Source organism: Marvinbryantia formatexigens DSM 14469, assembly GCF_025148285.1.
Taxonomy (GTDB): domain Bacteria; phylum Bacillota; class Clostridia; order Lachnospirales; family Lachnospiraceae; genus Marvinbryantia; species Marvinbryantia formatexigens.
On record NZ_CP102268.1, the window covers coordinates 2,168,998 to 2,191,603 of the forward strand.

The following is a 22,606-nucleotide window of genomic DNA, read 5'->3' on the forward strand; positions in this document are numbered from 1 at the left end:
ATCATGCAAGTTGTTTGAAAAATGTGATGATACAAGAAAAAGTCATTCGGAAAATGTGTAAATACAAGGAAAAGTCATTTGAAAAATGTGATTCTGAGTTGTAAGAAGAGGGTGGATTGTGTATAATATTCTTAAGAAGACCTGAGCAGGAAGGTGATGCAATGTACAGAGAAGCAATGAAGCTGCTGGAATCATGGAAATACAGAGCCAACAGGAAGCCATTGGTGCTGCGCGGGGCACGCCAGGTAGGAAAAACATGGATCATGAAAGAATTTGGCAGGCTGTATTATGAGAAATGTGCTTATATCAGTATGGATGAAAATGAACGAATGGAAGAGGTGTTCCGGGAAGCATTTGATATTGACAGAATTATTGAAATGCTGGAAATAGAAGTAGGATTTAAAATTGAACCGGAAAAGACACTGATTATTTTTGATGAAGTACAGGAAATACCAAGGGCATTAAAGTCTCTGAAGTATTTTCAGGAGATTGCACCCCAGTATCATATTATAGCGGCAGGCTCTCTCCTGGGAATTGCGCTGCATGAAGGAACCTCCTTTCCGGTAGGAAAAGTTGATTTTTGTGATTTGTATCCATTGACATTCCGGGAGTTTTTGCTGGCATGCAAAGAAGAGAAGCTGTTGGAAATATTAGACAGGAATGATACGGATATGATGCGGGTTTTTAAAACAAAGTACACCGACTACCTGAAGTATTATTATTTAGGTAATTGCGAAACAGGTTCCGGATATAGCTCTAATTAGTGCCGAAGCTTGGGAGTTTAGAATATCTGAGATTGAAAAGAACGGAAAAACATGGTGGATCATGATATAAGTTGGAATTGAACAGGAAATGGGCGCATTTATAGAGGGAAATGAAAAAACTTGTTTTAAAAATAGTAACTTCTATGCAATTAGGGGTTTAAGGCTTCGGATGTACTGATGCTGTTCGATCTTATCAGCCAGAATCACTCCGATAAGCTGTGTGATGCCGGCCAGGATCAGATCAGCATGAAGCGTTTTCTCATTTTGCGTCTTGCGGCCGGCGATCCCAAAGCTGTCTTTGAAGTGGCTGATGGAGCGTTCCACAGTGGTTCTGATCCTGTATGTATCGTTCCATTCTTCAGTCCCACGCACAGTGCCGGGATAAGTACGGAAGTCTTTTTCCGGGTAAAGGTATACCATTCTTCCGCATGGTGAAGATGTGCAGGGAGTGTCACAGTGACAGACACGGTGATATTTTCCTGTGGAAGGATTCTTTTCCCATCTGACTTTTGGACAGCTGAATTTATAGCGCACAATGCCGTTCTTCCGCTTACTGGTCCCTTCATATTTCATGGGAAGGGATGGGTCATCCGGACAACAGGGGATCCCATTTTCATTTACGGAACAGTCACTGTTTTCCAGTCCGGAACGGGAATTTAATGGGATGTAGGCTTTTTGAAAGTGAATGCCATTACCGTCAGCATCCATGCCAAAGGTGTCTCCTGAAAGAAGCTCTTTATAAAGTCTGGCGGAGTCAAAGGCGGCATCTCCTAAAAAAATATCCGGGCTGATGAGGGGATGTGCAGCAAACAGGTCCTGTAAAGTAGGGATAAGCAGCCTGGCATCATGGACCGATTTATCCTCATCCGGAGAACCGGACTTCTTTCCAGGAATAATTTCAGGATGCTTATCAAAAAAATCCTTATTGTAGAGGTCGATATGCCGGACAATGCCCAGACCATTTGTGACAATGCCAAATTTGTAGGCATAACAAAAATGCCCGTCAATGTAAAGCTGCTTAATATCGGAATTTGCGGCAGCATGGGAAGGCATGGAGCCGTAAGCAGCCTTGTAAGGGTCATAGTTCTGATCAAAATGCATGGTCTTTGCATATGCTTTGAGCTGTTTGATAATACGGTTGGAATATTTGGGATTGTTTTCCGTAACCCAGGCCTCTATGCCAGAGGAATCAAAGATGGTCATATCAGCCCTGGCAGAATCGATTGCCTGACAGACTGGCTCAGTAAGATCGACCAGGTGGTGAAAAAGGAGCTGCAGATCTTCAAGAAAATCCTGCTTGAACCGGGTGATTTTAGAAGCATCTGGAACCTTGTTGAAACCACAGAATTCACGGAGATGCCGGGAATACTGAAGGAAAACAAGGAGCAGGGAGTCAGTAGGGACAGAAAAAATCCGCTGGATGATAAGCGCCCATAAAAAAGCGTTCAGAGGGTATTTACGGGATCTGCCCGTTGATGCATAGAAATGCTTCCGGAAAGAAGCAGGAACAATTTCATCAAGGTCAATGTGCTGTTGTAAGAGGGACAGAAACTGAGGTCTGTCAGATTCAAAAATTTCCTGGCAATCTGAAAAAATATCTGCCAAAGAAAGCTGATTGTATGGTATCATATAGGTACAACTCCTTTCAGGTGGATATGGTTGATTTTTGTTTGGTCACTTAAATTTTACCACAAACCTGTGAGGAGTTGTTCTGTTTTATCAAAGAAAAAAGCCCGATTTTATGCGGGCTGTGGCGTTTCGCAAACGCCTAGTATTATTATTATGTTGGAGGGATGCCGGAGGCTGTACTGGAATTTGTGACAAACAGAGATGTAAATAGCGTAAGAGACATTCAGAACAGGCTGCTGTTTGCTTATGAAAACGATTTGTCCAAGCATGCTCCAAAGGAAATTGTTACAAGAATCAGAATGTTGTGGAATTCCATTCCGGCGCAGCTTGCGAAAGAAAATAAAAAGTTTATATACGGACTTATCCGTGAAGGAGCGAGGGCGAGGGAATATGAGGTAGCCATTACATGGCTGATGGATGTGGGATTAGTATATAGGATCAATCGGGTGAAAAAACCGGATTTTCCACTCAGAGCATATCAGAATTTTTCGGCACTTAAGCTGTTCGTTCTGGATATTGGTCTGTTAGGCGCCATGTCGCGTCTGAATGCAAAAATTATTTTAGAAGGAAACAGGCTTTTTGAAGAATTTAAGGGGGCTTTGACAGAACAATATGTTTTACAGCAGCTGATTGTTAAGCCGGAAAATGATATCTTTTACTGGACGGCGGAAAATGCCACATCTGAGGTGGATTTTCTGATTCAGACAGATGAATGTATCGTTCCGCTGGAAGTCAAGGCAGAGGAAAATCTGCAGGCAAAAAGTCTGAAGGTTTTTGTACAGAAGTATGGGGTGAAGAATGCCGTCAGGGTATCCATGTCCGGTTTCATGGAACAGGACTGGCTCACTAATTTTCCGCTTTATAATATTAGCTATTTAAACCAGTATTTAAAGGAGCGCGCGGGCACACCATAAAATCTGTTATGCAGGCATGACGCATTCGTTTCTGATATTTGCCGCATGGCTTAAAATTTGCAACTACTATGACGCATTTGTTTCTGATATTTGACGCATGGCTGAGTAGTTAGTAAAATTTTTGTGAAATTGCCTCTGGAAGGGCAGTTAGCAGTTGCGAAAATAAAAAAAATGATTTATCATAAAATGAAAGTAATAAAATTCATCGCATAAAGATAGTAATAACGACATAATGTCAGGAGGGAACACATGATTTCAGGGCAGGTAATACAGACATCCATAGATGAACTGCGCGCGATCACAAGAATTGATCTGTGCGTTTCGGATTTAGAGGGAAATGTTGTCGCTTCCACGATGCCGGAGGATGACGTCCAGCGCGAGGCGATTCAGTTTTTCGTAAATTCAGCGGCGGACAGCCAGGTAATGCAGGGGTATCACTTTTTCAAAATTCTGGACGACGGCGTTCCGGCGTACATTCTGGTAGCGCGGGGCAATGGCGAGGACGCCTACATGATCGGCAAAATCGGCGTCAGCCAGATTCAGAATCTGATTATTGCATACAAAGAGCGTTTTGATAAAAACAACTTTATCCAGAATCTTCTGCTGGACAATCTTCTGCTGGTGGATATCTACAACCGCGCGAAAAAGCTTCACATCGATATTGAAGCAAAGCGCATTGTTTATCTGATTGAGACGCGCCAGGAGAAGGATATCAACGCGCGAGAGCTGGTAAAAACGATGTTTGGCGGAAATCCGCGCGATTTTATCACGGCGGTGGACGAAAAGAGCATCATTCTGGTGAAGGAGCTGGAGGAAGACGAGGACTACGAGGCGGCGGAGCAGGTGGCGAAAACGCTGCTGGATATGTTAAACAGCGAGGCGATGTCGCAGGTGCGGGTTGCCTACGGCACGATTATCCATGAGATCCGCTCCATTTCCAAATCCTACAAGGAGGCGAAGATGGCGCTGGATGTAGGAAAGATTTTCTATGAGGATAAAAAAGTTATCGCTTACAATACGCTCGGCATCGGTCGTCTGATTTATCAGCTTCCGCTTCCGCTGTGCGAAATGTTTATGAATGAGGTGTTCGGCGGACGGCAGCTTCCGGATTCGCTGGACGAGGAAACGTTGACGACAATCAACAAATTTTTTGAGAACAGCCTGAACGTTTCGGAGACCTCCAGACAGCTTTACATACACCGCAATACCCTGGTGTACCGTCTGGAAAAGCTGCAGAAGAGCACCGGGCTGGATGTGCGTGTGTTTGAGGATGCGCTGACTTTCCGCATCGCGCTCATGGTATCCAATTACATGAAGTACATGGAGCGGGAAGAATATTAAGGGCGGCTGCATCTTTGCGGATAGCGGACACCCCGCGGGCAGGAGGCGGACAGCGCCCTGCGAAAGATTGCGCTGGAGCGCAGGATAAAAACGGAGGAAGATTATGATAAAATTGTATGACGGCGGCGCCTATCTGGTAAACGGCGCTGAGATTATTGAAGATAATGCGGATGCGCAGAAAATCATTGCGCAGCGCACAGGAAGCGCAGTATCCAGAGAGGAGGCTGCGAAGGCGACGATTGCCTACGACATTCTGGAGAGCCACAATGTATCCGGAAATATGGAGAAGCTGCAGATTAAGTTTGATAAGCTGACCTCCCACGACATCACGTTTGTGGGCATCATCCAGACGGCGCGCGCGTCGGGGCTGGAGAAATTTCCGATACCCTATGTGCTGACAAACTGTCACAACAGTCTCTGCGCGGTCGGCGGCACCATCAACGAGGATGACCACATGTTTGGTCTTAGCTGCGCGAAAAAGTACGGCGGCGTTTATGTTCCGCCTCATCAGGCGGTTATCCACCAGTTTGCCCGCGAGATGCTGGCAGGCGGCGGCAAAATGATTCTTGGTTCCGATTCCCACACCCGCTATGGTGCGCTGGGCACGATGGCGATGGGCGAGGGCGGTCCGGAGCTGGTAAAGCAGCTCCTCTGCAAGACGTATGATATCAACATGCCGAAGGTGGTCGGCGTATATCTGACTGGAAAGCCGGTTACAGGCGTGGGTCCGCAGGATGTGGCGCTGGCGATTATCGGCGCGGTATTTGCCAATGGTTATGTAAATAATAAGGTAATGGAGTTTGTGGGACCGGGTGTTGCGAATTTAAGCGCAGATTTCCGTATCGGTATCGACGTTATGACGACGGAAACTACCTGCCTTTCCTCCATCTGGAAGACGGACGACACGATTAAGGAATTTTATGAGATTCACGAGCGCCCGGAGGATTATAAGGAGCTGCAGCCGGGCAGCGTTGCTTACTATGACGGCATGATTTATGTGGACCTTTCCGAGATACGTCCGATGATTGCGATGCCGTTCCATCCGAGCAACACCTACACGATCGAGGAGCTGAACGCAAATCTGGACGACATTCTGGCGGATGTGGAAAAGCGCGCGCTGGTGAGCCTTGACGGTGCGGTTGACTTTAAGCTGCGCGACAAGGTGCGCGACGGCAGACTGTATGTGGATCAGGGAATCATTGCGGGCTGCGCGGGCGGCGGATTTGAAAATATCTGTGCGGCGGCGGACATTCTGAAGGGCGCTTCTATCGGAGCGGACGAATTTACGCTGAGCATTTATCCGGCGAGCACGCCGATTTATATGGAGCTTGCGAAGAACGGCAGACTGGCTGATCTGATGGCGACCGGCGCCATCGTAAAGACTGCTTTCTGCGGACCGTGCTTCGGCGCGGGCGATACGCCGGCAAATAATGCGTTCAGTATCCGTCATTCTACAAGAAACTTCCCGAACCGCGAGGGAAGCAAGCTGCAGAGCGGACAGATTTCTTCTGTCGCGCTGATGGACGCGCGCTCGATTGCGGCTACGGCGGCAAATAAGGGTTATCTGACGGCGGCGACGGATGTGGATGCGCACTTTACGAACCCGAAGTATTTCTTTGACAGCACGATTTATAAGAACCGCGTATTTGACAGCAAGGGCGTGGCGGACCCGTCCGTGGAGATTAAGTTTGGTCCGAATATCAAGGACTGGCCGGCGATGCCGCAGCTTACGCAGAATCTGGTGCTGCAGGTGGTTTCTGAGATTCACGACCCGGTGACGACGACGGATGAACTGATTCCGTCCGGCGAGACCTCCTCCTACCGTTCCAACCCGCTCGGTCTGGCAGAGTTCACGCTCTCCAGAAAGGATCCGGCGTATGTGGGACGCGCGAAGGAAATCCAGAAGGTGGAAAAAGCCCGCGAGGCAGGCGAGTGCATCGGCGAGGCGTTCCCGGAAATCTGCAAAGTGATGCAGAAGATAAAAGAAACCTTCCCGGATACATGCAAGAAGAATACCGGTTTTGGCAGCACGATTTTTGCCGTAAAGCCGGGCGACGGCTCTGCGCGTGAGCAGGCGGCTTCCTGCCAGAAGGTGCTGGGCGGCTGGGCAAATATTGCCAACAGCTATGCGACAAAGCGTTACCGCTCCAATCTGATTAACTGGGGTATGCTGCCCTTCCTCATTGATGAGGGCGAGCTTCCGTTTAAGAACGGCGATTATCTGTTTATCCCGGATATCCGTGAGGCGGTGGAAAACAAAGCCACGGAGGTGGAGGCTTTTGTGGTTGGCGATACCATGAAGGAGTTTACCTTAAAGCTTGGCGAAATGACGGATGACGAGCGGACCATTATCCTGGACGGATGTCTGATCAATTATTACAGACGCTGAAGCGGGAAGATGGAAAACGGTTTTATAAAAGAAATTTCCGGGGCAGGGCAAAACGGCTGCCGGAGCAGTCAGGAGAAGTGAGCGATATGAAGCTGGAATGGAAGACTTGCTTTCGGGCAGGCGTCAGTATATTTGTTCTGTATCTGTGTATTTTTTACTGGAAAAATGCCGCCAGTCTGCTGGCAGCGCTGCTTGGGGCGGCGACACCGCTCATTCTGGGCTGCGCTGTGGCATATATTGTCAATATCCTGATGGATTTTTACGAAAAGCGGTTTTTTGTGCATTCGGACCGTGCGATTATCGGCAAAAGCAGACGTCCCGTCTGTATGGTGCTTGCGTTTGCAACGCTGGCGGCAATTATAGTGCTGGTTATCGGTCTGGTCGTTCCGCAGCTTTATTCCTGCATACAACTGATTCTTTCCACTCTTCCGGGTGTGATGGAGGATCTGGTGGAAGCGGTTGAAAAGCTCGATGTACTGCCGGAGGATGTGATGAATGCCTTTTCGAATGTGGACTGGCAGTCGAGAATCGGGGAGCTGGTAAAAGGGCTGCTCTCCGGCATCGGAAATGTGATGGATATGGTAATCAGCGTTGTGTCTTCGGCGGTATCGCGGCTTGTCACGCTCTTTATGGCAATTATATTTGCCATCTACCTTCTGCTGGGGAAGGAAAAGCTGGGAAGCCAGGCGAAGCGTCTGATGCGCCGCTACATGAAGAAGCGCCCATATGAAACGTGCCTTCACTTTTTCAGCGTCATGAACGACTGCTTCCGGAATTATATTGTCGGACAGTGCACGGAGGCGGTCATCCTTGGCGTGCTCTGCACAGTGGGAATGCTTCTGATGCGCCTGCCCTATGCGGCGATGGTCGGCGCGCTGGTTGCTTTCACCGCGCTGATTCCGGTTGCGGGCGCTTATATCGGAGCGGGCGTGGGCGCGTTTATGATTCTGACGGTATCCCCCGCCAAAGCAATTATTTTCCTCATTTTTATTGCCGTGCTGCAGCAGGTGGAGGGAAATCTGATCTACCCCCGCGTGGTGGGTTCTTCTATCGGTCTGCCGGCTCTGTGGGTGCTCGCTGCCGTTACCATCGGAGGCGGCATTATGGGCATCGGCGGAATGCTTCTTGGCGTTCCGATTGCGGCAACGGTCTATCAGCTCCTGAGAGAGGATGTCCGGAAGGCGCCAAAGGCAGAACTGCCGGCAGATGTGTAATAACTGTAACTTATAAATCTGTCAGACGGGGAAACGGATATGGGCTGCAAAGCCGTTTGACTGAGAAATGAAATATGATTTACATAAACCCTCCTGCGGAAGGCGAAAGCTGGATGTGAGAGGGTTTTGTGCGCGGCGGGCGCATATTATAGCAGGTATATATTTGGGCAAAGGTGTGTGCTATTTTTGGAGTGTCAGATAAAAATTGACGAACTACTTCTTTGGGAGTATAATTGGTGTGAAAAGAGGTGTTTTGTGATGGAAAAACTGATATATCATGGTTCAGACCATATTATTGAAAAACCCTTGTATGGCGCCGGAAAGACATATAATGATTACGGACAGGGATTTTACTGCACAGAAGATATCGCAATGGCAAAGGAATGGGGCGTCGGCAGAGAAAAGGACGGGTATGCAAATCAGTACAAAATTTGCTGCGACGATTTAAGAATTCTTGACTTGAATGCGGAGCAATTCTGCATCCTGCACTGGCTGGCAATATTACTTCAGAATCGGGAATTTTATATTCCTTCGGGTCTGGCACTTGAGGCGAAGGAATATATCGTAAAGAATTTTTTTACAGACTATCAAAGTTATGATATTATTATCGGATATCGCGCCGATGACAGCTATTTTTCATTTGCACAGGATTTTATTAATGGAACGATTTCTTATCGCCAGCTCAGAAATGCCATGTATCTTGGAAAGCTGGGACAACAATTTGTACTAAAAAGTAAAAAGGCATTTGGACAACTCCGGTTTCTGGGGTATGAAACCGCTGGCAGGGATATCTGGTTTCAAAAAAAAGAGCTGCGTGACAGGGCAGCCCGGAGAGAATACTTTGATATTGAGAGAAACCGGCGGCAGAAGGGAGATCTGTATATTATTCAGATAATGGATGAGGAGATGAAAGCTGATGATTCGCGCTTACGATGAACTATACCTGGAAAGTGCGCGCAGGGTGCTGGCGGGAATGCTTGACTATGCCGTACATGATTTGGGATATGATATAACGTCGTTTTTTAACTTGTTTTTGAAATCGCCAATGGCGCGGTGGTTTGAGAATGGCGATTCCGCAGTGCTTGCCGGAAAATCGGGCGTTGAGCTGGCGTATGATGTTCTTGGGACCATAGGGGAAAACAGGGTTTTTGAAAAACCGCAGTATACGATGAACCGGAGCGAAGAATATTGGACAGGCTGGTCGCTTGCCTATTATCAATGGTATACGGCGCTTTCATTTTCTGAAATCACAAGATACATTCCGATAAAAGAAATACAGGAATTGTATTTTCCATACCATGAGATGGATATCCGGCAATTTGTTGATAAAATGAATGAACTGTACCGTAAGGCGAAACCGGATACAAATTTGAAACTGTTGCGGAAACGTGCGGGACTGACGCAGAGAGAGCTGGCGGAATACGCCGGCATTCCTCTTCGGACAATCCAGCAGTATGAACAGAGACAAAAAAACATTAACAGGGCGCAGGCAGAGTATCTGGTAAAACTTGCAAAGGTTCTCTGCTGCAGCGTGGAGAATCTTATAGAGTATGTTCCGGAGTAACTGGCAGAAGGTCCGGAAAAGAGATAAAACAGGAAAAGGTTTTATGCTTATATAATGTCCGGCGTGAACAGTAACTACTTTATACAACCGCAGGCAAAAGATAACACAAACGGCACTTTCAAGAGCGCCGTTTTTTGTTATAATAAATATACTGGGGACAGAAGCATTTACTATTTTTACAGCCGCAGAGCCGGAGCGAAAAATCCGGAATCAGAGCAGAAACGCCGGAACCAGGGTGGAAATGCCGGAATCAGGACAGGAAGCACGGAAATTAGAGCGGAAACGCCGGAAGCAAAAGGGAAGCGGCAGGGAAAAGGGGGAAAGAAAAGATGAGATATGGTTACTTTGACGAGAAGAACCGGGAATACTGCATCGACCGTGTTGATGTACCGGTTTCCTGGACGAATTACATCGGGGTGGAGGATATGTGCGCAGTGGTGAACCACACGGCGGGAGGCTATCTTTTTTATAAGACGCCGCAGTATCACCGTATTACGCGGTTCCGTCCGAACGGGGTACCGATGGACCGTCCGGGGCATTACGTGTATCTGCGGGATGATGCGGACGGCGATTACTGGAGCATTTCCTGGCAGCCGGTTGGAAAACCGCTGGATAAAGCAACTTATTGCTGCAGGCACGGGCTGTCTTACTCCACATATGAATGTGAGTACCGGGATATCCGGGTGTCGCAGCGGCTGATGATTCCGTTGGGCGACAATGTGGAACTGTGGGATGTAAAGATAAAAAACGAGGGCAGCGGAGAGCGGCAGTTAAGCGTCTTTTCCTACTGCGAGTTTTCGTTTCATCATATTGATATGGACAATCAGAATTTCCAGATGAGTCTGTATGCTTCCGGCTCCTCCTGTGAGGACGGTATTATTGAGTACGATTTATTTTATGAGGAATTTGGTTATCAGTATTTTACGGCAAACTTTACCCCGGATGGTTTTGACTGTGTGCGCGACAAATTTCTGGGCGGATACCGGACGGAGAGCAACCCGCTTGCGGTGGAGCGGGGCTTCTGCGGCGGCACGACCGAGAAGGGCGGAAATCACTGCGGCGTTTTGCAGAAGCGGCTTGTTCTGAAGCCGGGAGAGGAGGTCCGCCTGGTCTTCATGCTCGGAGAAGGAAAGAGAGCGGAAGCGGGGACAATCCGGAAAAAATATAGTATAATGAAAAATGTAGATGAAGCGGCGGAAAAACTGGCGGCGTACTGGGAGGACAAGCTTTCCAGACTGCGGGTACGCACGCCATCCGGCGATATGAATACCATGCTGAACACCTGGAATCTGTATCAGGCGGAAATCAACATATTGTTTTCGCGATTTGCTTCTTTTATCGAGGTGGGCGGACGCACCGGGCTGGGCTACCGTGATACCGCGCAGGATGCCATGACGGTTCCGCATTCCAATCCGGAAAAATGCCGTCAGAGAATTGTGCAGCTTTTAAATGGGTTGGTGTCGGAGGGCTACGGGCTGCATCTGTTCGACCCGGCATGGTTTGAGGAGCAGGAGGAGGCGCGCCCGTTTGCCTCGCCGACGGTCATTCCGGTGCCGGATAAAAAGGACCGCATTCACGGGCTGAAGGATACCTGCTCGGACGATGCGCTGTGGCTGATTCCATCTATCATGGAATATATCCGGGAGACGGGTGAAGTGTCATTTCTCGATGAAGTAATTCCCTACGCGGATGAGGGGGAGGGCACGGTTTATGAGCACATGAAGCGGATTCTGGACTTTTCCGCCAGACAGGTGGGCGCGCACGGCGTCTGCCTGGGGCTGCGTGCGGACTGGAACGACTGCCTGAATCTGGGCGGCGGTGAGAGCGCGCTGGTATCATTTCTGCATGTGTGGGCGCTGGAGCATTTCCTCGAAGCGGCGGAGCTGAAGGGGATTGCGGAGGATGTTGCGAAATATCACACAATGTACAAGCATGTAAAAACAGTATGTCAGACGCAGCTCTGGGACAAGGAGTGGTTTATCCGCGGTATTACGAAAAGCGGACGGCGCATCGGAACCTCTGAGGACAAGGAAGGGAAAATCCATCTGGAATCGAACGCCTGGGCGGTGCTCTCCGGAGCAGCAACGCAGGAGCAGGGTGAACGGGCGATGGACAGTGTTGATAAATACCTGTATACGCAGTATGGAATTATGCTGAACGGTCCGTCCTACACGGTGCCGGATGAAGAGGTCGGCTTTGTGACCAGAGTGTATCCGGGTGTGAAGGAGAACGGGGCGATTTTCAGCCACCCGAATCCCTGGGCGTGGGCGGCGGAGTGCCGGCTCGGAAGAGGGGACCGCGCGATGAAATTTTATGAGGCGCTCTGCCCGTGCAGGCAGAACGATATCATCGAAATCCGCGAGGCGGAGCCGTATTCCTACTGTCAGTTTATTATGGGAAAAGAGCACACGGCGTTCGGGCGGGCGCGGCATCCGTTTATGACCGGGAGCGGCGGCTGGGCGTATTTTTCGGCGACCCGGTATATGCTCGGTATCCGTCCGCAGATGGAGGAGCTGCAGATTGACCCGTGTATTCCGCCGGAATGGGACGGTTTTGAGGCGGTGCGCAAATGGCGGGGCGCCACATACCGGATATCTGTGAAAAATCCGGCACATGTCTCAAAAGGTGTGAAGGAAATCCGGGTGGATGGAGAAAAGGCTGAGAGGATTCCGGTATTTGCGGCGGGAACGGAGCACGAGGTCGTAGCGGTTATGGGATAACAATATGTGGCGAGTAAAGAGCGAACGGATACATAAAATTTGCTGGGCAATTTATGCAATGATATTTGGAACAAATGTGTTCGCCCTGACTTATGTGACATGAATGCAGCAAATTGGGAAAAAGTTATTTTATATAAGAGAGACACTTAGAAGGAGAAGGGAGCGGGACTAACTATGATAAAATTTGGAACAGGCGGCTGGCGTGCCGTAATCGGGGATGGTTTTACAAGACAGAATATCCAGCTTCTTGCGAAGTCGATGTCTGTTAAAATGAAGCGCGAGGGCGTGGCGGACGAGGGAATTGTCATTGGCTATGACAGAAGATTTCTCTCAAAGGAAGCGGTGAAATGGGCGTGTGAGGTGTTTGCCGCAGAGGGCATTCACTGTCTGTTTGTCAATCGCTCTTCACCGACGCCGCTTGTGATGTTTTATGTGGAAAAGCATCAGATGCATTACGGAATGATGGTAACGGCAAGCCATAATCCGGCAATCTATAACGGATTTAAGGTGTTCACCTATGGCGGGCGGGATGCCAGTGTGGAGCAGACGGACGAAATAGAAGCAATCGCCGCGGAAGTGGAGCGGCAGGGCGACATTGCGTACATAGAATACGCGCAGGCAAAAAAGGAGGGGCTGGTGACGGAGTTTAATCCGCTGAATGAGTACCTCGACAATATTATTGACAAAATCAATATGAGAGCAATCCGGGACCGTGGGTTACATATTGTGCTCGACCCGATGTATGGCGTCAGCCAGACGTCGATAAAGACGATTCTTTCTACGGCGCGGTGTGAGATTGACCTGATTCACGAGGCGCACGATACGCTGTTCGGACGCAGAATGCCGGCGCCGAGCAGGGAGGCGCTCACGGAGCTTCGCACCTATGTCACAGAAATGGAATGTGACCTCGGAATCGCCACGGATGGCGATGCGGACAGGCTTGGGGTGGTGGATGACCAGGGGCGTTATCTTCACGCAAACGATATTCTGGTGCTGCTGTATTATTACCTGCTGAAATATAAGGGCTGGACAGGACCTGCGGTGCGCAACGTGGCTACCACCCATATGCTGGACCGGATTGCGGAATCCTTCGGGGAAAAATGCTATGAGGTTCCGGTGGGCTTTAAGCATATTTCGGCGAAAATGGCGGAGACGGGCGCGGTTATCGGCGGGGAGTCCTCCGGCGGTCTGACGGTGCGCGGACATATCAACGGCAAGGACGGTATTTACGCGGCGGCGCTGCTTGTGGAAATGGTGGCGGTGTCCGGAAAACGGCTTTCTGAGCTGTATGCGGAAATCGTGGAGCAGTATGGGCACCTTTACATGGAAGAAACCTCTTATTCCTTCCCGGAGGCGAAAAAGAGTGAACTGATGCGGCTTCTGATGGAAGAAAAAAGGCTCCCGGAATTTGACATTCCGGTGAAGAAAATCTCCTGGCTGGACGGCTGCAAGGTTTACTTTGAAAACGGCGGCTGGATTATCGTGCGTTTTTCCGGCACGGAGCCGCTGCTGCGTGTTTTCTGCGAAATGAAAAACGAGGACGAGGCAAAGAAATATTGCCGTATTTTTAAAGAATTTCTAAGCGCATACATACAATGAAAGCCCGGTCTCCATGCAGGGATGCGGCGTGAGCATGCTCACGCCAGCGGACAAGCATGAGAGACGCCGACCCATATGAGCAAAAAAGGAACGCGAACGCAGAGAGCGGGACGATTTGCGAATATGGGGAGGATTGCGGGAATCCGAAGGATGGAGCAATCCAGGGCTTTCATCAGAACCCGGTCAGCATTTAGAGGAATTGCGGAAAGGATACAAATTATGAAGGAATCAGTCAAAAGCAGAAAAAGATACTCTATGAAATGGAGGCTGGTGGGGATTCTGCTGCTTTGCTGGCTGATTCCTTTTTCTGTGATGTTTGGCATCATGGTAGTTTACGTGGCGTCAAACAACGGGGAAGCGACTGCGGAGAACTTCCGGAATCAGTTGGAATTTAACAATATGATTTGCATGGAGCGTCTGAATGCGGCGGTGGAAGCATCGCGTCAGGCATCGTATGACGGGCAGCTTCTGGATACAAACAGAAGGGCGGAGGCAGGCGGTCTTTCGGATATTGCGGCAAGGCGGGAATACATGGATTATCTGGCGGCGCATTATCTGAAAAATGAGGCGGCGTCCTGCACTTTTCTGTGGTTTTACAGCGAACCGGAAACGCTTTACAGCGTTTACAATGTAGGGGCGGAGGGAAGCTACCAGAAAACAAAAACCTTCCAGGACAGTGATTTTGCAGAAATTCAGCGTTATGCGGAAAATCTGGATACGAAAATAGGATTTCTGCTGCGGGACGGCAGACTTTACCTGGTCCGGAATCTGGTAGACAGCCATTTTGAGAAAAAGGGTGTGCTGGCAATCCGTCTGAATAAGGCGTACTGTTTCCAGAGCCTGTCGCAGTATCCTTCCGGGGACGGCGTCTGCGTAAAGCTCAATGAGCTGGAGCTGAATTTTGACGAACGCAGCAGGCAACTGAAGGAGTGGCTGGACGCCGGACAGGCAGAACAAAATGAGACATACGCTGAAGCGGCTGCCGGGCAGGCAGCAGAGCAAGGAGAGGCACATGCCGGGCAGACTGAACAAAGTGTGACATACGCCGGACAGGAATGGATGGACACGGGCTATGTGTGGAATGGCGGACGGCTGTATGTTTCCGACAGCCGCTCCGGCAACAGTTTCCGGCTGGAGACAGTAATGCGGATGCAGAAGGAAATCACAAAATATCCTTTCTACGGATATCAATATGTGATGGGCGGGCTGCTGCTCAGTCTGATTCCGCTGCTTCTGGTGGTGATTTCCACGGTGCGCAGGCAGGTGACGATACCGGTGCAGCTTCTGAGCGACGGTGCGAGACATATTGAAAACGGGGAGATTGGTTACCAGGTGCAGGAGATTTCTGCAAACCAGGAGTTTTCCTACCTGAGGAACAATTTCAACGAAATGTCGTGTCATCTTAAACAGCAGTTTGACCGCATTTATGAGGAAGAGGTGGCGCTGCGCGAGGCAAAGATTATGGCACTGCAGTCACATATTAATCCGCATTTTCTGAACAATACGCTGGAGATAATCAACTGGGAAGCGCGTCTGAACGGGGACGAAAAGGTTTCCCGTATGATTGAAGCGCTGTCTGATGTGCTGGATGCCGCGCTGGACCGCCGGAAGTGTCCGCAGGTCCGCCTCTCGGAGGAAATGCAATATGTGAATTCTTATCTGTATATCACAAAAGAGCGGCTGGGAGAGCGGCTTACGGTAAAGACGGATATCCCGGAAGAATTGTTGGACTGCATGGTGCCGCGTCTGGTTCTGCAGCCGGTGATTGAAAACGCCATTGAGCATGGTGTGGTGCCGAGCAAATCCGGCATGATTTTGATTCGCGCCTGGTGCGATGAGGCATATCTGTATCTGGAGACACAGAACGATGGGAAAATGACGGAGGAGGACCGGGAAAAGATAGACCGCCTGCTGGCGCCGGAATACAGCAGCCGGAGCGAAAAAAGCGGAAACCTCGGCATTGCGAATGTAAATCAGCGGCTGCGCATCCTTTTCGGGGAGCCGTGCGGGCTTTCCATCACAGAAACCCCGGAGGGACGTGTAGCTGCAAAACTGACAGTTCCGTTTGACAAAAGCTCATTTGTAAAGAATGACAAGAAAAAACAATAAATCACAGCTCCAGTTATTCAAATTTCACGAAGAATAAGGCATAATAGAGCTACAAGGTTACAGAAACGAAGAAAAATAAGAAAGACTGGAGGTATGGAAATGAAGAAGAAATTAAGTTGTATGGCGGCAGGCGTGATGGTGCTGACGATGCTGGCAGGAGCGGCAACCGTGCAGGCGGAGGGCGTGGAGCTGAATGTGACGACGACGTTTGCAGGCGAGGACGGAAATGCGCAGAACTTTAAGAACGCCGTGGCGGCGTGGGAGGAAACGACCGGAAACAAGGTAAACGATGCTTCCGCAACCTCGGATGAAACCTTTAAGGCGCGTGTGGAAATGGATTTCCAGACAGGAGCGGACCCCGACGTACTGTTTTTCTTTAACGGCGCGGACGCAAATTCCTTTATCGAAGCGGGCAAGGTTGTTTCTATTGATACCATCCGTGAGACCTATCCGGAGTATGCGGCAAATATGAACGATGAGCTGATACCCGCCTCCATTGTGGACGGCATCCGGTATGCGGTTCCGGTAAACGGATTCTGGGAAGCGATGTTTGTAAACACGGAAGTGCTGGAGGCAGCAGGCGTGGAGGTACCGGGCGCTGATTACACCTGGGACGCATTCCTTGAGGATTGCCAGAAGATTAAGGACGCGGGCTATTCTCCGATTGCGGCGGCGCTTGGAAACATTCCGCATTACTGGTGGGAATACTGCATTTTCAATAACGGGGACGTGGTAAATCATCTGACCATTCCGGCGTCGATTGACGAGGCAGGCGCATGGGTAAGCGGTATGGAAGATATCAAGGCGCTGTACGAGGCGGGATATTTCCCGGAGAACACGCTTTCCGCAACAGATGACGAAACATTTGCAGCGTTTATCGAAGGCAAAGCGGCATTTCTGATTGACGGTTCCTGGAAGGTTGGCGGTATCGCTGGCGCATGTCAGTCTGACCCGGAGGATGCTTCTACGCTGGATACGGAAAAGCTGGATAAGTTTACCGTTACCTATGTTCCGGGCAAGGGCGAGAGAAAAGCAACTGATTTAATCGGCGGTCTTTCGATGGGCTATTACATCAGCACGGCGGCGTGGGAAGACGAGGCAAAGCGCGAAGCGGCAGTCAGCTTTGTGGAATATATGACAAGCGATGAAATGGTAGCAGAATTTGCACAGCACACGGCTTCTGCATTGAAGGCAGCTCCGGAAGTGGATGAAGCGGCATTTAACTCCCTCCAGGTTAAGGCGATGGAGATGATGTCGGGCGTAACCTCTCTGACAGGCGCGGTACAGGATCTGTTTAACGGCGAATGCAGAGTATCCACCTTCGACGGAATGCCACAGATTGTGACGGGCGAGGTGACAGCGGAGGATGCAGTGGCGGAAGGTCTCGCTATCTACAATGAACAGTAATGACCGGCACAGCCTGCGGTAAGGCTTGCGCAAAGGCGGATGCCGGACGCGGGTAAAAACGGGGATGCTGCGGATATCATATCTTTCCGGACACGGAATGTCTGCCCAGACAGAGTATTTGGCGCGGGACACCCGGATGGGATGATATCCGGCAGTATCCCCTTTCTACATCACTAGGAGGCATAAAATGGGAGCAAATATTTATCGAAATAAAAAGCCGCTGCTGTTTTTTCTGGTTCCGGCGTTTGCGTTTATGGTCGTGTTCCTGCATTATCCATTTGTTATGAATATTCTCAACAGCTTTCAGAATATCGGCGGTCTGGCGGCGCAGAGCAAGGGCTTTCTGGATCCGTGGTATTCGAATTATGCCGAAATGCTGAAGGATAAAAATCTGTGGATCGCACTGAAAAACACGCTGATTCTGATGGCTTCGACCGTGGTTTTCCAGGTGGGGATCGCGCTGGTGCTGGCGATTATGGTTGATCAGATTACTGTCGGGAAAAAATTTTTCCGGGTGGTTTATTTCTTTCCGATTGTGATTTCGGCAACAGCGCTTGGGTTGATGTTTAACCTGGTATTTCTGCGTGACAAGGGTATGGTAAACCAGCTTCTGGAGCTTCTGGGAAGAACGGAGCTGATTGACTGGAAGGATAAAAGCCGTGCTCTTGTGACAATGCTGCTGCCAGTCATGTGGCAGTATGTTGGATTTTATTTTGTGATTATTGTGACGGGGCTGAACAATATCTCAGATGATTTATATGAAGTGGCGTCGATCGATGGGGCGACCAGATGGCAGCGTATCCGTTACATTACCCTTCCTTTGTTACATAATGTTCTCTGTACCTGCGTGGTGCTTGCCGTTACCGGTGCACTGAAGGCGTTTGATTTGCCGTGGATTATGTTTCCGAAGGGAATGCCGCTCAATTCCACCTGGCTGACCAGCACTTATATGTATTACCATGCGGTGGAGACGCGCAATACGGATTACGGCTGCGCGATTGCCGTGCTGATTGTAGTGCTGGGCGTGGTGTCGGCGAAGGTTGTAAACCGGATATTTAAAGAAAAGGATTACTGAGAGGGGGAGAAGGATGCGTAAAAAAGCAGGAACAGGAAGCAGTCTGTGGAAGATACCGGTGTACGCGGTGCTGATTTTCTGGGCGCTTACCACAATTTATCCGCTGTTCTGGGTGGCAATAAATTCTTTTAAGGTGAAAAACGAAATCCTTGCCAACTCGTTTTCTCTGCCGGTCGGGGATTTGTTTACGCTGGCAAATTATAAGCGGGCGTTTGAACGCGTACCGATTCTGGGCGCTTATGCGAACAGCCTGATTCTCTCCGGAACCGTGACGGTGGCGGTGATGGCGCTTGCGGGGCTTGCGGCGTTTGCACTGGTCCGCTATCAGTTTAAGGGGCGGGATTTTCTGATGTCGGTCGTGGTGGGCAGCATGATGTTTCCGGCGTTTTCCACGATTGTCCCGGTGTTCCGCATGGAGGCGTCCTGGGGGCTGGTAAATACGAGCAACCGCTGGATTTCTCTGTTTTCCTGCGCTCTTCCGCAGATTGCCGGAAATCTTTCTTTTGCAATCATTGTGCTCTCCGGCTATATCCGCTCGCTTCCTATCGAGCTGGAGGAAGCGGCATATATGGAGGGCTGCTCGACCTTTAAGATTTTTACAAGGATCGTGGTTCCGATGGCAAAGCCGTCGTTTGCTACAGTGGCGATTTTTTCTTTCCTCTGGAGCTATAACGATTTGTTTACGCAGACATTTTTCCTGCGCATCCAGCCGCAGTGGGCAATTACCCGCCTGCTTAAAGAGCTGACCGCGATGGAGGGCACCAACTATGGTCTGATGGCGGCGGCAGTGACGATTGTGGTCGTACCGGTAATTATTGTCTATGCATTTTTGCAGAAGTATATTATAAAAGGGATGACAGCAGGCGCCATCAAGGGGTAAAATGCATACAGGAGACAGCGGGCGGCGTGAGCCGGAAGGATGGATAGCCAGATGATCTGAATGATGGTGATGGAAGACTGTATATCCGGAGGACCTGGGTGAAAGAAGGATGGGTTGCTATCCGGAGGACCTGGGTGAAAGAAGGATGGGTTGCTATCCGGAGGGCTCAGATGACAGAAGGACGGGTTTCTATCCGGATGGCTCAGATGACAGAAGGACGGGAGGAAGCGCGGAATGTATAAGGTAGTGGTGGTGGACGACGAACCGATTATCGTGAAAGGGCTTACGCAGCTTATACCGTGGGAGAAGTATGGGTGCGAGGTCGTGGGCACGGCGGAGGACGGCATGGAAGGGCTGGAAGTAATCCGGAAGTGCCGCCCGGACATTATTTTTTCGGATATTTATATGCCGAAAATGAACGGGCTTCTGATGGCGGCAGCGCTTAAATCGGAGTTTGAGGACACGCAGCTTACGATACTGACCGGCTACCGGGATTTTGAGCTGGCGCAGGAGGCAATCCGGCTTGGCGTGACGCGCTATATTCTGAAGCCCTCCAATATGGAGGAGCTGGAGGAAGCGCTGTGCGCGATGGTGCAGAATCTGCAGAAGAAGGGCATTGACGGGCAGACGGGCGCAGAAGCCGGGCAGAATCCTCCGGGGCAGACGATGGAGAAGAGCAATCAGGGGCAGATAAAGGAAAAAAGTAATCCGGAGAAAAGAACAGAGATGAACGGTCGGGGGCAGATACCGGTGAAGGACAATCCGGAGATGAACGGTCGGGAGCAGATGCCAGTGAAGGATAATCCGGAGATGAACGGTCGGGAGCAGATACCGGTGAAGGGCAATCCGGAGATGAACGGTCGGGAGCAGATGCCGGTGAAGAACAATCCGGTGAAGAGACCGGAGCAGGGGCAGAAATCCGGGGAAGCTCTACGGGAGACGGGAGAGGCGAAAACCCCGGCGGGAAGCTTTCTGGTAAATAAGGCGTTGGAATATATGCAGAAGAATTACCGGCGCAAGGTGACGCTCACCGATGTCGCCGACAGTATTTTTGTCAGTCAGTGGCATCTGAGCAAGCTGCTGAACAGTCATACCGGGCAGAGCTTTTCCGAGCTGATGAACAGTATCCGTGTGGAGGAAGCGAAAAAGCTTCTGGAAGATCCGGCGCTTCGCGTGGGCGATGTGGCGGAGCAGGTGGGCTTTGTGGACATGGCGCATTTCTCGCGCGTGTTTAAGAAGGTGACGGGAATCTCCGCAAATGAATTCCGCAACCGGTTGTAGCGGGTGCCGGTAATGGCTCAGGTTATTTTCGTGCTATATGAAAAAGAGGGTATCGCATTATCACCTGGAGAGATGATTTTGCGATACTTTTTCTGTTGTGAAAACAAATGGATGTATAACATATTTCAAAAGAAGATTTAAACAAAGTGAGTGATATATAAATATTATATTGCATAATTTAAAAAACATGATACAATATAAAAAGAATGTGTTGACATGAAGACGGAGTTATGCAATAATATAATTAACCAAAAGGTTAATAATGAGGAAAATATATTAGTGGAAATTACGTATGCTAATAACAAAGTAAAAAAGTACTTTGAAGATTATAATAAAATGAAGAGAAAGATACCATATGAATGGGTCAGGACGATAAAAAAACATATGGACCGGCTGACAGCAGCGGAATGCTTTGGAGATTTTCTGAAACTGGGGCTGGGAAATCCAGAACGATTGGAAGGGTACAGGCAGATTCGGTATTCATTGCATGTTGCACCGAATGCAAGGCTGATTATTGAGCCGGATGCGGATCAGAAAACAATCATGATTTGTACGGAAATTGAGGTGGAGGGAGTGAGTGACTATCATGGCAGTAAAGAAAACTGGTATATCCCGTGATTTAGTGATTCATCCGGGAGAAACAATCGCAGATGTATTGGAAAACCGCGGAATCTCACAGGCAGAACTGGCATTGCGCACAGGGGTTTCTGCTGCGTATGTAAGTAATGTGATTGCCGGAAAAAAGGGGATATCTGCAGGCTTTGCATCGGGATTGGAATATGCATTGGGAATTCCGGGGTCCTTCTGGCTGAATCTTCAGGCAAATTATGAGGCGGAGCTTCTGGAAATAAACGAGGGACAGACAATTACCGATGAAGAGCGGCGCACAAGGGAAGAGTTGAGAGATATAGTGAAATATCTGAGACAGAAGGGGATGATTCCGGTACGGGAAAGCAGGGATGATTCCATTCTTTCGTTGAGAAAGGCTTTGCAGATTAGTAATATAGCGAATCTGAGGGAACTGGTTCCGGACGGTGTTTTTCGGATGGCTGCAAATATCTCGGTAAATCAGAATGTGCTTGGGGCATGGATCCGGTTGTGTCAGATTGAAGAAAGCAGTCAGGATATTTCGGCAAGATTTGAGAAAAAATATACGGATAGTCTGGTAAATGAGATAAAAGATATTATGTGCCGGCAGGATGCTGGCTTTCAGACAGAATTAAAGAATGTTATGAAAAAATATGGAATAGATTTTTCGATTGCAAAAAATTTCAGGGGAGCTCCTGTACAGGGCTATATTGCGCAGAAAAGTAACGGGGTATATCAGATGGTGCTGACAATACGGGGAGCTTTTGCAGACATTTTCTGGTTTTCGCTGCTTCATGAAATTGGACATATCGTTAACGGTGATGTGAGAAAAGGTTTGAAGTTTATAGATGATGGCAGTGATTGCGATAAAGAAACTGCGGCTGATTGTTTTGCGGGTGAAAAGCTTTTGTCTCCGGAAAGCTATAAAGCATTTATTCAAAAAAAGGATTTTTCCATAGAAGCGATACAGCGTTATGCGAAAACCCAGAATGTGATGCCATATATTGTGATAGGCAGACTACAGAAAGAAGGATATCTGGATTACAGAACCTACAGTAACTATAAATTGCGCTATAAATGGCAAAAAGAGAGTTAAAGCTTTTCTGCATGAGAATGTCCTGTTTTCCCTGGA

Annotated in this window: 18 protein-coding genes and 1 pseudogene; 18 read left to right on the forward strand and 1 reads right to left on the reverse strand. The window is 49.2% G+C overall.

Translation table 11 applies throughout. From position 1 onward, the window contains the following. Positions 1 to 161: 161 nt before the first annotated feature. On the forward strand, positions 162 to 764 hold the full coding sequence (locus NQ534_RS10345) for an ATP-binding protein (protein ID WP_006864301.1): 603 nt from the start codon (positions 162 to 164) through the stop codon (positions 762 to 764). Between the two features lie 236 nt (positions 765 to 1,000). Here NQ534_RS10345 and NQ534_RS10350 read toward each other — a convergent pair. Next, positions 1,001 to 2,393 (reverse strand): annotated as a pseudogene (locus NQ534_RS10350) (transposase). Positions 2,394 to 2,557: 164 nt separating this feature from the next. Here NQ534_RS10350 and NQ534_RS10355 point away from each other — a divergent pair. From NQ534_RS10355 to NQ534_RS10440, 17 genes are all read left to right on the forward strand, one after another. Further along, positions 2,558 to 3,307: a DUF4143 domain-containing protein gene (locus tag NQ534_RS10355; protein WP_006862118.1), complete on the forward strand. Its 750-nt coding sequence runs from the start codon at positions 2,558 to 2,560 to the stop codon at positions 3,305 to 3,307. A 249-nt stretch (positions 3,308 to 3,556) separates the two neighbouring features. After that, positions 3,557 to 4,648 carry a PucR family transcriptional regulator gene (locus NQ534_RS10360; protein ID WP_006862117.1) on the forward strand — a complete coding sequence of 364 codons (1,092 nt, stop codon included), beginning with the start codon at positions 3,557 to 3,559 and terminating at the stop codon, positions 4,646 to 4,648. A 103-nt stretch (positions 4,649 to 4,751) separates the two neighbouring features. Continuing rightward, positions 4,752 to 7,037, forward strand: a complete 2,286-nt coding sequence (locus tag NQ534_RS10365) for a hydratase (RefSeq protein ID WP_006862116.1) — start codon at positions 4,752 to 4,754, stop codon at positions 7,035 to 7,037. Positions 7,038 to 7,123: 86 nt separating this feature from the next. After that, on the forward strand, positions 7,124 to 8,251 hold the full coding sequence (locus NQ534_RS10370) for an AI-2E family transporter (protein WP_040783374.1): 1,128 nt from the start codon (positions 7,124 to 7,126) through the stop codon (positions 8,249 to 8,251). A gap of 258 nt (positions 8,252 to 8,509) precedes the next feature. Continuing rightward, positions 8,510 to 9,187: a DUF3990 domain-containing protein gene (locus NQ534_RS10375; RefSeq protein ID WP_040783299.1), complete on the forward strand. Its 678-nt coding sequence runs from the start codon at positions 8,510 to 8,512 to the stop codon at positions 9,185 to 9,187. Continuing rightward, entirely contained in the window at positions 9,168 to 9,815 is a 648-nt protein-coding gene (locus tag NQ534_RS10380; RefSeq protein ID WP_006862112.1) for a helix-turn-helix domain-containing protein, read from the forward strand. The genes NQ534_RS10375 and NQ534_RS10380 overlap by 20 nt, the downstream gene beginning before the upstream one ends. Before the next feature lie 329 nt (positions 9,816 to 10,144). Further along, the gene (locus NQ534_RS10385; protein WP_006862110.1) at positions 10,145 to 12,535 is read left to right on the forward strand and encodes a glycoside hydrolase family 94 protein; all 2,391 of its coding nucleotides are present in this window, start codon (positions 10,145 to 10,147) and stop codon (positions 12,533 to 12,535) included. A gap of 174 nt (positions 12,536 to 12,709) precedes the next feature. Next, entirely contained in the window at positions 12,710 to 14,134 is a 1,425-nt protein-coding gene (locus NQ534_RS10390) for a phosphoglucomutase/phosphomannomutase family protein (RefSeq protein ID WP_006862109.1), read from the forward strand. A 56-nt stretch (positions 14,135 to 14,190) separates the two neighbouring features. Next, positions 14,191 to 14,328, forward strand: a complete 138-nt coding sequence (locus NQ534_RS10395; protein ID WP_157200732.1) for a hypothetical protein — start codon at positions 14,191 to 14,193, stop codon at positions 14,326 to 14,328. 25 nt (positions 14,329 to 14,353) lie between these two features. Then, positions 14,354 to 16,243, forward strand: coding sequence for a sensor histidine kinase (locus NQ534_RS10400; RefSeq protein WP_050778315.1), 1,890 nt, complete (start codon positions 14,354 to 14,356; stop codon positions 16,241 to 16,243). A 99-nt stretch (positions 16,244 to 16,342) separates the two neighbouring features. Next, the gene (locus NQ534_RS10405; protein ID WP_040783296.1) at positions 16,343 to 17,650 is read left to right on the forward strand and encodes an ABC transporter substrate-binding protein; all 1,308 of its coding nucleotides are present in this window, start codon (positions 16,343 to 16,345) and stop codon (positions 17,648 to 17,650) included. Between the two features lie 187 nt (positions 17,651 to 17,837). Then, positions 17,838 to 18,725: a carbohydrate ABC transporter permease gene (locus NQ534_RS10410; protein ID WP_006862105.1), complete on the forward strand. Its 888-nt coding sequence runs from the start codon at positions 17,838 to 17,840 to the stop codon at positions 18,723 to 18,725. A 13-nt stretch (positions 18,726 to 18,738) separates the two neighbouring features. Continuing rightward, complete coding sequence (locus NQ534_RS10415) at positions 18,739 to 19,605, forward strand: carbohydrate ABC transporter permease (protein WP_006862104.1); 867 nt, start codon at positions 18,739 to 18,741, stop codon at positions 19,603 to 19,605. Positions 19,606 to 19,703: 98 nt separating this feature from the next. Continuing rightward, a complete protein-coding gene (locus NQ534_RS10420) occupies positions 19,704 to 19,847 on the forward strand; it encodes a hypothetical protein (RefSeq protein ID WP_006862103.1) in 144 nt (47 codons plus the stop codon). Continuing rightward, positions 19,840 to 20,886 carry a response regulator transcription factor gene (locus NQ534_RS21410; RefSeq protein ID WP_006862102.1) on the forward strand — a complete coding sequence of 349 codons (1,047 nt, stop codon included), beginning with the start codon at positions 19,840 to 19,842 and terminating at the stop codon, positions 20,884 to 20,886. The genes NQ534_RS10420 and NQ534_RS21410 overlap by 8 nt, the downstream gene beginning before the upstream one ends. Positions 20,887 to 21,222: 336 nt before the next feature. Then, a complete protein-coding gene (locus NQ534_RS10435) occupies positions 21,223 to 21,504 on the forward strand; it encodes a hypothetical protein (RefSeq protein WP_242655350.1) in 282 nt (93 codons plus the stop codon). Continuing rightward, positions 21,473 to 22,570: a HigA family addiction module antitoxin gene (locus NQ534_RS10440; protein ID WP_006862099.1), complete on the forward strand. Its 1,098-nt coding sequence runs from the start codon at positions 21,473 to 21,475 to the stop codon at positions 22,568 to 22,570. The genes NQ534_RS10435 and NQ534_RS10440 overlap by 32 nt, the downstream gene beginning before the upstream one ends. Positions 22,571 to 22,606 lie beyond the last annotated feature (36 nt).